This window comes from Amycolatopsis sp. NPDC101161, assembly GCF_044768185.1.
Taxonomy (GTDB): domain Bacteria; phylum Actinomycetota; class Actinomycetes; order Mycobacteriales; family Pseudonocardiaceae; genus Amycolatopsis.
On sequence record NZ_JBIWPI010000004.1, the window covers coordinates 576520 to 590188 of the forward strand.

8 protein-coding genes are annotated in these 13669 nt (G+C 69.4%); 2 read left to right on the forward strand and 6 right to left on the reverse strand.

Annotated features, from left to right (window positions below; genetic code table 11):
- Positions 1–179: 179 nt before the first annotated feature.
- A complete protein-coding gene (locus tag ACIRSS_RS30335) occupies positions 180–821 on the reverse strand; it encodes a zinc ribbon domain-containing protein (protein WP_400900754.1) in 642 nt (213 codons plus the stop codon).
- Positions 822–916: 95 nt separating this feature from the next.
- Positions 917–2086, reverse strand: a complete 1170-nt coding sequence (locus ACIRSS_RS30340) for an MFS transporter (protein ID WP_400900756.1) — start codon at positions 2084–2086, stop codon at positions 917–919.
- Positions 2087–2181: 95 nt separating this feature from the next.
- On the opposite strand from ACIRSS_RS30340, the gene ACIRSS_RS30345 reads away from it, so the two are divergent.
- Positions 2182–2682, forward strand: coding sequence for an Lrp/AsnC family transcriptional regulator (locus ACIRSS_RS30345; RefSeq protein WP_400900758.1), 501 nt, complete (start codon positions 2182–2184; stop codon positions 2680–2682).
- 47 nt (positions 2683–2729) lie between these two features.
- Entirely contained in the window at positions 2730–3506 is a 777-nt protein-coding gene (locus ACIRSS_RS30350) for a M15 family metallopeptidase (protein WP_400900760.1), read from the forward strand.
- Between the two features lie 362 nt (positions 3507–3868).
- Here the strand turns inward: ACIRSS_RS30350 and ACIRSS_RS30355 are convergent, their stop codons facing one another.
- The 4 genes from ACIRSS_RS30355 to ACIRSS_RS30370 form a co-directional block, all read right to left on the reverse strand.
- A complete protein-coding gene (locus tag ACIRSS_RS30355) occupies positions 3869–7780 on the reverse strand; it encodes a DNA-directed RNA polymerase subunit beta' (RefSeq protein ID WP_400900762.1) in 3912 nt (1303 codons plus the stop codon).
- Positions 7781–7872: 92 nt separating this feature from the next.
- On the reverse strand, positions 7873–11376 hold the full coding sequence (locus ACIRSS_RS30360) for a DNA-directed RNA polymerase subunit beta (protein ID WP_400900764.1): 3504 nt from the start codon (positions 11374–11376) through the stop codon (positions 7873–7875).
- Between the two features lie 656 nt (positions 11377–12032).
- Positions 12033–12992 (reverse strand): hypothetical protein, encoded by a 960-nt coding sequence (locus ACIRSS_RS30365; RefSeq protein ID WP_400901925.1) that lies wholly within the window; start codon positions 12990–12992, stop codon positions 12033–12035.
- Positions 12993–13076: 84 nt separating this feature from the next.
- Positions 13077–13661 carry a hypothetical protein gene (locus tag ACIRSS_RS30370; protein ID WP_400900766.1) on the reverse strand — a complete coding sequence of 195 codons (585 nt, stop codon included), beginning with the start codon at positions 13659–13661 and terminating at the stop codon, positions 13077–13079.
- Between the last annotated feature and the right edge of the window lie 8 nt (positions 13662–13669).

A 13669-nucleotide genomic window follows, 5' to 3' on the forward strand; every position in this document is an offset into this window, starting at 1 on the left:
CCGATCGGGTCAATTTCCCACGGCGTGGGCCGAGTTGACGCGATCCCTTGCGCCGAACGGGTGAGCGAAGCGGGTAGTCCAACCGGCGGCGTCACGGTTGGTCACAACGGCGCAGCCCCGGCGCCTGAACGCCGGGGCTGCGAGTTATGTATTCGTTATGAAGTGCCGGGAACTCCCGGTCAGAGTTTGGTGCCGCAGTCCGAGCAGAACAGCGCGCCCGGCTTGTTGGCCTCGCTCCCGCAGCCGCCGCAGGCGACCTTGAGCGCCAGGGACGTGCCGCAGGAAGCGCAGAACTTCCCGCCGTCGGCCTTCAGGCCGCAGCCGGGGCAGGTGACCTTGGCGCGGGTGTCGATGTCCAGCCCGGACGTCCAGTCCTTCTCTCGGGCCTTGTCCCAGATCTGGTCGCGCTGCGCCGACGCCTGCGCGCGCGAGATCTCCTCGGCGACGCTCGGCGAGCAGCGCAGGCACTGGCCGATCTCCTCGTTCCAGCACTGGTCCTGGCACATCCAGTCGCCGCAGCCGCGGCACTGGCGGAAGCTCGGGGTGATCTCCTTGACCGCGGCGGCCAGCGCCCGGTCCTTGGCGGGCGAGTTGGTCGCGCGGTCGTAGCGCCACTGGTCGGCCGAGTTGCTCAGGTCCCGCAGCGTCCCGCCGAAGAACGACCCGACCGTGCGAAGCACGCTTCGCCCGGTTTCCATGGTGTCGCGCTGGAAGGCGGAACGGAAACCGTTGCCGCAGCGTTCACAGCGGAACTCGAACTGGTACCCCTGCGTGTTGGAGAGGTCCGAGAAGTTGTCCGTGAAGGGCACAGAGTCAGCCACGGCCCATCTTCGCCAGCCCTCGGCGGCCACCGGGACGAGAATTTTGCCTACAACCGCCCGGCTACGGTCCGTCGACCTGGGAAGATCACCGGATGTCACGGCCGGCGGGGAACCAGCAACACCAGCGGGAGCAGGGCCAGCACCCCGCCGACGACCGCGACGAGCGCGTACCCGCCGCCGGCGAACAGCTGCCCGGAACCCAGCCCGGCCAGCGCGGACGCCGACCAGACGACCGCGTCGACCGTCCCCTGCACCCGGCTGCGCGTCGCGGGCGCGAGGTCGCGGCTCAGCTGCGCGCTGCCGCCGACGAACACCAGGTTCCAGCCGTACCCGAGGAGGAACAACGCCACCGGCAGGCCGGACGTGTGCGCGGTCGGGGCCGCGAGCGCGGTCGCCGTCGAGAGCGCGAGCACGCCCAGGCCCGCGTTGACGGTGACGCGCGGGCCCCAGCGGTCGGCGATCCGGCCGGACAGCGGCGCCAGCGCGAACATGCCGAACAGGTGCGCGCTCAGCACCCAGCCGACGACGTCGAGCCCGTGCCCGTGGTTCTGCAGCTGCAACGGCGTCATCGTCATGACCGCGACCATCGTGAGCTGCGCGGCGACCATCGCGACCAGCGGCCGCGCGACGCCGGTCGCCCGCACCGGGGCGCTCACCGGCGCTTCTCGCGGTGGCGGGACGTGCCGCGGGAGGAACGCCGCCGCCAGCGCCGCCCCGGCCGTGGCGAGCACCGCGACGGCGACCGGCCCGGACAGCGCCGGCCAGCCGAAGCCGGTCACGACGTCCGCAGCCGGGGCCATCAGCGCCGGCCCGGCGAGAGCGCCGACGGTCCCCGCCCAGACGACGTTCGAGAGCGCGCGGCCCCGGCGTTCCTCGGGGTAGAGGTCCGCGGCCAGGTAGCGCGACAGCTGCGCGCCGCCGTTGCCGAGGCCGACCAGCAGGATGCCCAGCAGGAGCGGCACGAGCGACGTCGTCAGCGCGCCGGCGAACGCGACCAGCGCGCCCGCCGCGGCGACGGCGTACCCGGCGCTCAGCACGCGCCGGCGGCCGTGGCTCGGCAGCAGCAGGCCCGCGCCCAGCGCGCCGGCGGCCGTGCCGAGCACGTTCGCGACGCTCGGCAAGCCGCTCCAGCCCGGCCCGCTGCCCGCGGCGACGATCAGCGTCGCCGCCGTGCTCAACCCGACCGTCGCGGTGTTGAGCAGCGCGACGCCGGCGAACAGCGCTCCCACGGACCGGGCCCGGCCGGTCGTCGTCAAAGTCCCCATGACCAGCAACTTTAGGAACTTCCGGCGCATGATCGAAGGGGCGGTGAACGGCAAATCCGTGGCCCCGGCCGCGCTTCGGAAGGAAAATGGGGCCCATGACCTTCCGTTCGGAAAAGCCGCTGGACGACGTCGACTGGCGGCTGCTGGACCTGCTGCAGGCCGACGGCCGGCTGTCGTTCAAGGAACTGGGCCGGCGCATCAACCTGTCGGCGCCGGCGGTGGCCGAGCGGGTGCGGCGGCTGGAGGAGACCGGGGTGATCACCGGCTACCGCGCGCAGGTCGACGCGCGGCGCGCGGGCCAGCCGCTGCAGGCGTTCGTCGAGATGCGCTGCGCGCTGAGCAGCTGCCTACTGAAGACGTCGAAGTCCGAGGACTACCCGGAGGTCGTGGAGATCCACCGCCTGTCCGGCGACCACTGCACGATGCTGAAGATCCGGACGGCGTCGCTCGAGCACTTCGAGGGCCTGCTGGAGCGGCTGGGCAAGCACGGCGAGCTGCGGTCGTCGGTGGTGCTGTCGACGCAGTTCGAGGGCCGGCCGGTGCAGCCGCCGTCCGACGACTTCCTGCGCGCGACGACGTCTGAGGGCTGGTCCTGACCGGTTGGCGGCTGATCGCCGGGGTGCCGAGCTGGTAGAGGAGAGGGATGCCGATCTTCCGCGTTTTCGCCGTCGCCCTCGCCGCCTTGGCCGGGGTCGCCGTTCCCGCTCCCGCGTCGGCCGCCGCCCCGGCTTCGGAGTTCGTGGCGCTGTCCGACGTGGCGCCGTCGATCCTGCAGGACATCCGCTACGCGACCCGGCACAACTTCGTCGGGCAGCGGATCGACGGCTACCTCGAGCCGACCTGCATCCTGACCCGCCAGGCGGCCTCGGGGTTGCGGCAGGTCCAGGCGCGGGTGCTCCGGCAGGGCTACACGCTCAAGGTGTACGACTGCTACCGCCCGCAGCGCGCGGTCGACCACTTCGTGCGGTGGGCGAAGGACCTCGCCGACGAGAAGATGAAGGCGGGGTTCTACCCGAACGTCGAGAAGGACCGGCTGTTCGAGGAGGGGTACATCGCCGAGAAGTCCGGACACAGCCGCGGCAGCACGATGGACCTCACGCTGGTGAAGCTCCCACCGCGCCACCAGCGGCCGTACATTCCCGGCGAGCCGCTGAAGCCGTGCTTCGCACCGCGGGACCAGCGGTTCCCGGACAACACGGTCGACATGGGGACGGGCTACGACTGCTTCGACCCGCTGGCCCACACGGACAACCCGGCGATCACGGGAGCAGCGCGGACGAACCGCGACCTGCTGCGGAACGCGATGACGGAGGCGGGGTTCCGGAACCTGCCCGAGGAGTGGTGGCACTACACGCTGAACGGCGAGCCGTTCCCGGACACGTACTTCGACTTCCCGGTGTCCCGCTGCAGCCTGCGCTGAGGCACTTGCCGGTCGTGAGGCCCGAGCGGCGCCGCTGGCGGGCGCCGACCACCGGGCCACCGCCGAGCCCGAACGCGTCGACGGCGGTGCTGGCGAGGCCACCGACGACGGTGGCCTCGGCGCCCGGAACCGCGGCTTGGTCCGGGGCCCGGACTTGGTTGCCGAGGTCGACGTCGCGGTACCGAAGACCCGCACGATCGCGGTTGGGGAACGGGATCGTCCTGCGCCTGTGGCGAACACGCCGGTCAACGCCGACGCGGTGGCGACGTCGACCGCCGCTCTTCCAGCCGGACGTCGCCGTTTCGAGGAAAGGGAAAGGCCCCCGCCGGGATCCCGGCGAGGGCCTTTCTCGTGACTCAGCTTCAGCGGAAGTCGCGGCCGAAGTCGTAGTCGTCCAGCGGCACCGCGGCACCGGTACCCGTACCGAACACGTCCGGGGTGTAGTAGCCGTCGTCGTAGGACGGGATCGCGTACGCCGCGACCCGGGCCTCTTCCGTCGGCTGCACCTGGATGTTGCGGTACTTGTTGATGCCCGTACCGGCCGGGATCAGCTTACCGATGATCACGTTCTCCTTGAGGCCCACGAGCTTGTCCGAGCGGCCGTTGATCGCCGCGTCGGTCAGGACTCGCGTGGTCTCCTGGAACGACGCCGCCGACAGCCACGAGTCCGTGGTGAGCGACGCCTTCGTGATGCCCATCAGCACCGGACGACCCGAAGCCGGCTCGCCGCCCTCGGCGACCGCGGCCCGGTTCGTCGCCTCGAACTTGGTCCGCTCGGGCAGCTCGCCCGGCAGGAAGTCCGTGGCACCGGAGTCGATGATCGTCACCCGGCGCAGCATCTGCCGGACGATGACCTCGATGTGCTTGTCGTGGATCGACACACCCTGCGCCCGGTACACCTTCTGGACCTCGTCCGTCAGGTGCATCTGCGCCTCGCGCGGCCCCATGACCCGCAGGACCTCGTGCGGGTCCGGCGTGCCCTCGAGCAGCTGCTGGCCGACGTTGACGTGGTCGCCGTCGCCCAGCGGGCCGTTCGGGGTGTTCGCGAGCCGCTGACGCTTGGACAGCTTGTCGAAGACGATCTCTTCGCCGCCGTCGTCCGGGATCAGCGTGATCTTCCAGAACCGCTCGCTCTCCTCGATGCGCACGCGGCCATCGACGTCGGCGATCGGCGCCTTGCCCTTCGGCACACGAGCCTCGAAGAGCTCCTGCACACGGGGCAGACCGGTCGTGATGTCGTCACCGGCGACACCACCCTGGTGGAACGTACGCATCGTCAGCTGCGTACCGGGCTCACCGATCGACTGGGCCGCGACGATACCCACGGCCTCGCCGACGTCGACGAGCTGACCGGTCGCCATCGAGCGGCCGTAGCAGGTCGCGCAGATGCCGACGGCCGACTCGCAGGTCAGCACCGAGCGGACCTTGACCTTCGAGATGCCGCTGGAGAGCAGCTTGTCGATGGCCGGGTCGCCGATGTCGTCGCCCGCGTTCAGCACGACGTTGCCCTTGGCGTCCACCGCGTCCGTCGCGAGGTTCCGCGCGTAGACCGAGGTCTCGACGTGCTGGTCGCGCAGGACCTTGCCGTCGCCGATGTCCTCGCCGATCGGCATCATGATGCCGCGGGTGGTGCCGCAGTCGACCTCGCGGACGATGACGTCCTGCGAGACGTCCACCAGACGCCGGGTCAGGTAACCCGAGTCGGCGGTCCGGAGCGCCGTGTCCGCCAGGCCCTTCCGGGCACCGTGCGTCGCGATGAAGTACTCCGCCACCGACAGGCCCTCACGGAAGTTGGCCTTGATCGGACGCGGGATGTACTCACCCTTCGGGTTGGACACCAGGCCACGCATACCGGCCAGCGACCGGACCTGCGTCATGTTGCCCGCCGCGCCCGACTTCACGATCATGGCGATCGGGTTGTCGTCCGGCAGCGCCGTCTCCATGATCTTGTGGACCTCTTCGGTGGCCTGCGTCCACACCTTGACGAGCTCGTTGTTGCGCTCGGTGTGCGACAGCTGACCACGCTGGTAGCGCTTCTCCACCTGGGAGGCCTTGCCCTCGTACTCGTCGAGGATGGCGGCCTTGCCCACCGGGGTGAGCACGTCCGAGATGGCGACGGTGACGCCCGAGCGGGTCGCCCAGTAGAAACCGGCGTCCTTCAGGCGGTCCAGGGTCTGCGCGACCTGGGTCATCGAGTACCGCTCGGCGAGGTCGTTCACGATCGCGGCCTGACGCTTCTTCGGCATCGGCTCGTTGATGAACGGGTAGTCCGCCGGCAGCAGCTCGTTGAACAGCACGCGGCCCAGGGTCGTCTCGGCCAGCCACGCCTTGCCCGGCTCCCAGCCCTTCTCCGCCAGCGCCGCTTCGTCGGCCTTCGCCGGCTGACGGTCGGTGATGCGGATCTTGACCGGGGCGTGCAGGCTCAGCGCCTTGCGGTCGAAGGCCATGATGGCCTCGGCCGGCGACGAGTACGCGTTGCCCGCGCCCTCGGCGTCCTCGGTCAGGCGGGTCAGGTGGAACAGGCCCGTGACCATGTCCAGCCGCGGCATGGCGAGCGGACGGCCCGACGCCGGCGACAGGATGTTGTTCGCCGACAGCATCAGGATCCGGGCCTCGGCCTGCGCCTCGGCCGACAGCGGCAGGTGCACCGCCATCTGGTCACCGTCGAAGTCCGCGTTGAACGCCTCGCAGACCAGCGGGTGCAGCTGGATGGCCTTGCCCTCGACCAGCTGCGGCTCGAAGGCCTGGATGCCGAGGCGGTGCAGCGTCGGCGCGCGGTTCAGCATCACCGGGTGGCCGGTGATGACCTCTTCCAGCACGTCCCACACCTGCGGCCGCGAGCGCTCCACCATCCGCTTGGCGGACTTGATGTTCTGCGCGTGGTTCAGGTCGACCAGCCGCTTCATGACGAACGGCTTGAACAGCTCGAGCGCCATGTCCTTCGGCAGACCGCACTGGTGCAGCTTCAGCTGCGGACCGACGATGATGACCGAACGGCCCGAGTAGTCGACGCGCTTGCCGAGCAGGTTCTGGCGGAACCGGCCCTGCTTGCCCTTGAGGAGGTCGGACAGCGACTTCAGCGGCCGGTTGCCCGGGCCGGTGACCGGACGCCCGCGGCGGCCGTTGTCGAACAGCGCGTCGACGGCCTCCTGCAGCATCCGCTTCTCGTTGTTGACGATGATCTCGGGCGCGCCGAGGTCGATCAGCCGCTTGAGGCGGTTGTTCCGGTTGATCACGCGGCGGTACAGGTCGTTCAGGTCCGACGTCGCGAACCGGCCACCGTCGAGCTGCACCATCGGGCGCAGGTCCGGTGGGATGACCGGGACGGCGTCGAGCACCATGCCGCGCGGGTCGTTGCCGGTGGCCTGGAACGCCGCGACGACCTTGAGCCGCTTCAGCGCGCGGAGCTTCTTCTGCCCCTTGCCGTTGCGGATCGTGTCGCGCAGGCTCTCGGCCTCCGCGGCGACGTCGAACTCGGTGGCCAGCTTCTGGATGGCCTCCGCGCCCATGCCGCCGGTGAAGTACTCGCCGTAGCGGTCGACGAGCTCGCGGTAAAGCAGCTCGTCGGCGATCAGCTGGCGGGTGTCGAGCTTCGTGAAGGTCGTCCAGACCTCCTCGAGGCGGTCCAGCTCGCGACCGGCGCGGTCACGCAGCTGGCGCATCTCGCGCTCGCCGCCCTCCTTGACCTTGCGGCGGACGTCGGACTTGGCGCCCTCCGCCTCCAGCTCGGCCAGGTCGGCTTCCAGCTTCTGCGCGCGGGCCTCGATGTCCGCATCGCGCTTGGTCTCGAGGTTCTTGCGCTCGACGCCGATCTCGTTCTCGAGGGTCGGCAGGTCGTTGTGGCGCAGCTCCGTGTTCACGCCCGTGATGACGTAAGCAGCGAAGTAGATGATCTTCTCGAGGTCCTTCGGCGCCAGGTCCAGCAGGTAGCCGAGGCGCGAGGGAACACCCTTGAAGTACCAGATGTGGGTGACCGGGGCGGCCAGCTCGATGTGGCCCATCCGCTCGCGGCGCACCTTGGCGCGGGTCACCTCGACGCCGCAGCGCTCACAGATGATGCCCTTGAAGCGGACGCGCTTGTACTTGCCGCAGTAGCACTCCCAGTCCCGGGTCGGACCGAAGATCTTCTCGCAGAAGAGGCCGTCCTTCTCGGGCTTGAGCGTCCGGTAGTTGATGGTCTCCGGCTTCTTGACCTCGCCGTAGGACCACTGACGGATGTCGTCGGCGGTGGCGAGGCCAATCCGGAGCTCATCGAAAAAGTTGACGTCCAGCACGTCTAGATCCCCTTGGGGTTGTTTCGGCTAGAGGGGGTTGGCGGGCGAGCGTCGGGGCCTGCGGGAGGCCGGCCCCGACGCTCAGCTCGCGATCAGTGCACGACGTCGTCCACCGAGGGCGACTCGTTGCGGGACAGGTTGATGCCGAGGTTGGCCGCGGCGCGCTCGAGGTCCTCGTCGTCGGAGTCGCGCATCTCGATCGCCGCGCCGTCGCTGGAGAGCACCTCGACGTTGAGGCACAGCGACTGGAGCTCCTTGAGGAGCACCTTGAACGACTCCGGGATGCCCGGCTCGGGGATGTTCTCCCCCTTGACGATGGCCTCGTACACCTTGACGCGGCCGACCACGTCGTCCGACTTGATCGTCAGCAGCTCCTGCAGCGTGTAGGCGGCGCCGTACGCCTGCATCGCCCAGCACTCCATCTCACCGAAGCGCTGGCCACCGAACTGCGCCTTACCACCCAGCGGCTGCTGCGTGATCATCGAGTACGGGCCGGTGGAGCGGGCGTGGATCTTGTCGTCGACCAGGTGGTGCAGCTTCAGGATGTACATGTAGCCGACCGCGACCGGGTACGGGTACGGCTCGCCGGAGCGGCCGTCGAACAGCGTGGCCTTGCCGTTCTCCTTGACCATGCGCTCACCGTCGCGGTTCGGCTTGGTCGCGCTGAGCAGCCCGGTGAGCTCCTCTTCCTTCGCGCCGTCGAACACCGGGGTGGCGGTGTTCGTGCCGGGCGCGACGTCGTAGAGCTCCGGCGACAGGTTCTTCGCCCAGTCCGGGTCGCCCTCGATCGTCCAGCCCTGCGAGGCCAGCCAGCCCAGGTGCAGCTCGAGGATCTGGCCGATGTTCATCCGTCGCGGCACACCGTGCGTGTTCAGGATGATGTCGACCGGGGTGCCGTCCTCCATGAACGGCATGTCCTCGACCGGCAGGATCTTGCCGATGACACCCTTGTTGCCGTGCCGGCCGGCGAGCTTGTCGCCCGGCTGGATCTTGCGCTTCTGGGCCACGTAGACGCGGACCAGCTCGTTGACGCCCGGGGGCAGCTCGTCGTCGTCCTCGCGCGAGAACACGCGGATGCCGATGACCTTGCCGGTCTCGCCGTGCGGCACCTTCAGCGAGGTGTCGCGGACTTCGCGGGCCTTCTCGCCGAAGATCGCGCGGAGCAGGCGCTCTTCCGGCGTCAGCTCGGTCTCGCCCTTCGGCGTGACCTTGCCGACCAGGATGTCGCCGTCGCGGACCTCGGCACCGATGCGGATGATGCCGCGCTCGTCGAGGTCGGCCAGGACCTCCTCGGAGACGTTCGGGATGTCCCGGGTGATCTCCTCGGCGCCCAGCTTGGTGTCGCGGGCGTCGATCTCGTGCTCCTCGATGTGGATCGACGTCAAGACGTCGTCCTGCACCAGGCGCTCGGAGAGGATGATCGCGTCCTCGTAGTTGTGGCCCTCCCACGGCATGACCGCGACGAGCAGGTTCTTGCCGAGCGCCATCTCACCGTTCTCGGTGGACGGGCCGTCGGCGATGACCTGACCCTGCTCGACCCGGTCGCCCTCGTTGACGATCGGGCGGTGGTTGAAGCAGGTGCCGTGGTTCGAGCGGCGGAACTTGTACAGCCCGTAGCTCTTCCGCGTGCCGTCGTCGTGCATGATCGTGATCAGGTCCGCCGAGAGCTCCTCGACGATGCCGGCCTGCTCGGCGACGAGCACGTCACCGGCGTCGACCGCGGCGCGCAGCTCCACACCCGTGCCCACGTACGGGGCCTGGTTGCGCAGCAGCGGCACGGCCTGGCGCTGCATGTTCGCACCCATCAGGGCGCGGTTCGCGTCGTCGTGCTCGAGGAACGGGATCATCGCCGTCGCGACCGAGACCATCTGCCGCGGCGAGACGTCCATGTAGTCGATGTCGAGCGGGTCGATCAGCTCGACCTCGCCGCCCTTGCGGCGGGCCATGACCCGGTCTTCGACGAAGGTGCCGTCGTCCGAGATCGGCGCGTTGGCCTGGGCCTTGACGTACCGGTCCTCTTCGTCCGCGGTCAGGTAGTCGACCTGGTCGGTGACCCGGCCCTCGACGACCTTGCGGTACGGCGTCTCGATGAAGCCGAACGGGTTGACCCGCGCGTAGGAGCAGAGCGAGCCGATCAGGCCGATGTTCGGGCCTTCCGGCGTCTCGATCGGGCACATCCGGCCGTAGTGCGACGGGTGGACGTCCCGGACCTCCATGCCGGCGCGCTCACGGGACAGACCACCCGGGCCGAGGGCCGACAGACGACGCTTGTGCGTCAGGCCCGACAGCGGGTTGTTCTGGTCCATGAACTGCGACAGCTGCGAGGTGCCGAAGAACTCCTTGATCGCCGCGCCGATCGGGCGGATGTTGATCAGGGTCTGCGGCGTGATCGCCTCGACGTCCTGCGTGGTCATGCGCTCGCGCACGACGCGCTCGGTGCGGGAGAGGCCGACCCGGATCTGGTTCTGGATCAGCTCGCCGACCGTGCGCAGGCGCCGGTTGCCGAAGTGGTCGATGTCGTCGGTCTCGACCGGGATCTCGGTGCCGTTCTGCGCGTCCATCTTGTCCTCGCCGGCGTGCAGCCGGACCAGGTACTCGATGGTCGTGACGATGTCCTCTTCGGTCAGCGTCCCGGTGTCGTACGGCGTCTCGAGGCCCAGCTTCTTGTTGACCTTGTACCGGCCGACCTTGGCCAGGTCGTAGCGCTTCGCCTTGAAGAACAGGTTCTCCAGCAGGGTCTGCGCGCTCTCCTTCGTGGGCGGCTCGCCCGGGCGCAGCTTGCGGTAGATGTCGAGCAGCGCCTCGTCGGTGCCGGCGGTGTGGTCCTTCTCGAGGGTCGCCAGCAGCGTCTCCGAGAAGGAGAAGCGCTCGCGGATCGCCTCGGTGGTCCAGCCCAGCGCCTTCAGCAGCACGGTGACCGGCTGGCGGCGCTTGCGGTCGATGCGGACGCCGACGGTGTCGCGCTTGTCGACGTCGAACTCGAGCCACGCGCCGCGGCTCGGGATCACGCGGACGCTGAAGACGTCCTTGTCGGTCGTCTTGTCGACGTCCTTCGAGTAGTAGACGCCCGGCGAGCGGACCAGCTGGGACACGACGACACGCTCGGTGCCGTTGATGATGAACGTGCCCTTGTCGGTCATGACCGGGAAGTCGCCCAGGAAGACCGTCTGGCTCTTGATCTCGCCGGTGTTGTTGTTGACGAACTCGGCCGTGACGAACAGCGGCGCGGCGTACGTCATGTCCTTGTCCTTGCACTCCTCGATCGAGGCCTTGACCTCGTCGAACCGCGGAGCGGAGAAGGACAGGGACATCGAACCGGAGAAGTCCTCGATCGGGGAGATCTCGTTCAGGACCTCTTCGAGGCCGCCGACCGGGTTTTCTTCACCTTCTTCGACACGGCGTTCGAACCACGCTTCGTCCCCGGTGAACCACTGGAACGACTGGATCTGGACGTCGAGCAGGTTGGGGGTGTTCAGGGGTTCGCGAATCTTTGCGAAGGAAACCCGCTTGGGCGCGCCGGGGATTCCCGTGGACTCCGAGCGAGATTCAGCCGAGGTGGTCGCAGCAGTGGCCTGGTTCGCGGGAGAGACTGCCAAGATGCGTCCTTCCGGGGACAATGAGCGGTGACGGCCGCCATAGCAACAGCTATGAGCGACTGTCAAGGGTGCCGTGTGCCCACTATCCTAACTACCGGCTCCGGGCAGCCTGAAAGAGGGCAGCGCAAAGAGGCAGTCTAGCCCGAACGGCGCGGTCTGTCCAGGGGGCGCTCCCGATGGGGCCCAGCCTGCCTCGCGACGTCTTCAGGTATGCCTCCAGGCGAGCCGGTTGTCCCTCCCGCAAGGGCCGCCGGTTTCGCCGTCGGGAGTAAGCGTGAACCCACCGGGCCCGAGAGTCAAGATGCCACACGGGGGTCCCGCCGGTTGGCGCAGCGTTGGAGAAGGTCAGCGGAGCGTGAGCGGCCGAATAGTCTTCCAGCTACCGGCTGGTAGCGCCAGTAATAGGGGCCGGACCTGGGGGTTTCCCGCGTACCGGGGCACCGCGGAGCTGTGTTCCAGGCCACTTCGGACGGGACCGGTTCCGCCGCCGGCGGCGTGTCGCGGGCGATTCGGGTGATCGGCCCGGAGCCGGTTTCCAGGGGGTGCCGGACGTCTCAGGCGTCACACGTGTCCCGCGCCCGTGACGGCGGCTCACCGGGCCGCTGCGGGCGCGGAAACGGCCCGCGACCGATCGGGTCGCGGGCCGCCGCCGGGAGCTACTTGGTCGGCGAGGGGGACGCCGGCGCCTGGGTGGCCGCCGGGACCTTGGGGGCGTTGTAGGTGTCCATGTCCGTGATCTTCCACTTGTCCCCTTGCAGCTGGGCGTTCAAGTGGAGCTGGGCGGTCCCCGCGGTCGTCTTCTTCGTGTCCGTGCGGGTCGACGTCTGGTCGACGAAGACCATCACCTTCGCCAGGTCGCCGTTCAGCATGATCACCGCCGCGCGGGTCACCTTGCACGTCACGACCATCTTCTGGGCCGGCGCGAGCCGCTTCACCTCGCCCATCAGCGAGTTGTACTTGTTCTTGACGTCGTCGTTGGCGAGCAGGTCGTTCGCCGCGTCCTCGGTCTTCTTGATGTTGTTGAAGTCGTACGAGAAGAGCGCCTCGGCCGCCTTGGACACCGCGTCCTTGACCTGCGCGGTCTTGGCCACGTCCAGCAGCGCGGTGTTGCTGGTCGCGTCGGAGACCTTGACCTCCTCGGACTTGAACCAGAACGCCAGACCACCCAGGACCAGCGCCACCAGCACCAGCGCGCCCGCGACCACGTACGGCCGCTGCGCCGCCCTCGGCCTCGCCGGCTCCTCGTCCGCGACGTCGGCGACCGGGACCTCGGACTCCTCCGTCGGCTTCGCGATGCCCGTGTCCCGCTTCTTCCGCCGCGGGGCCGGCTTCGCCGGGGCCTCTTCGTCGGCGGCCTCGGCTTCGGGCTCGCCCGTGAGCGCGTCGACCTGCGGCTCCTCCTCGGTGCCGACCGCCGCGAAGACCTGCGTGTCCTCGGCGGACGCCGTGTCCAGCTGCCCGCTGTCGGCGTCGAAGGGCTCCGGGGCGGGCTTGGCCGCCGGTCGCGGCGCCGGCCGGGGTGCCGGGCGCGGCCGCGGCTTGGCCGGGACCGCGGGGAGCTGGCCGGTCCGCTCGGCGGCGGACTCGTCCGTCGGCGGCTTGCGCAGGCCGGCCACGCGCGGCCGGCGCGACGGCGGGGTGCTGCTGCTGCGAGGCGGCTGGCGGCGGGAGGGGGGCACTACAAGCTCCTTAAGGTGACGCTACTGGCCGGCCGCGACGAGCGGGACGCTGTCGATGCCGGACAGCTTCCAATCCTCGCCGACGCGGGTCATCGACACCTCGAGGCGCAGCGGCTTCGCACTGCTCTTGTCGCCCTGGGTGACGGTCGTGGCGATGGCGGCGAGGAAGCTGGCCTTGCCTTCGTGGTCGTCCAGCTCCTCGACGGCGATGTCCTGGACGTCGGTGACGACCTTCGTCTTGGCGTCGGCGAGCGCCTTGCGGAACGTCGGCGCCGACTGGTCGATCTGCTGCGACATCTTGTCGTCCGAGACCGACTTCTGCCGGGCGAAGAACCCGTCCAGGTCCTGGTAGTCGACCTCGGTGTACGCCTTCAGCGCGTTGGTGCCCGCCTTGACCACGGCCTCGCGCGAGGCCGCCAAGCCGGCGTTGTCGTCGTTGGCGGCCACCCACCACTGGACGCCGAAGATCGCCGCCGCGATCAGCGCGGCCAGCGCCAGCGCCGCAGCGGGGAGCACGAGGAGCCGCGAGGGGTCCTTCCACGGCGACTCGGGGGCCGGCTCCCCGGCCTCGTCCACCGCCACGGCGGCCGGCTCGTCCGAACTCATAGCACTCC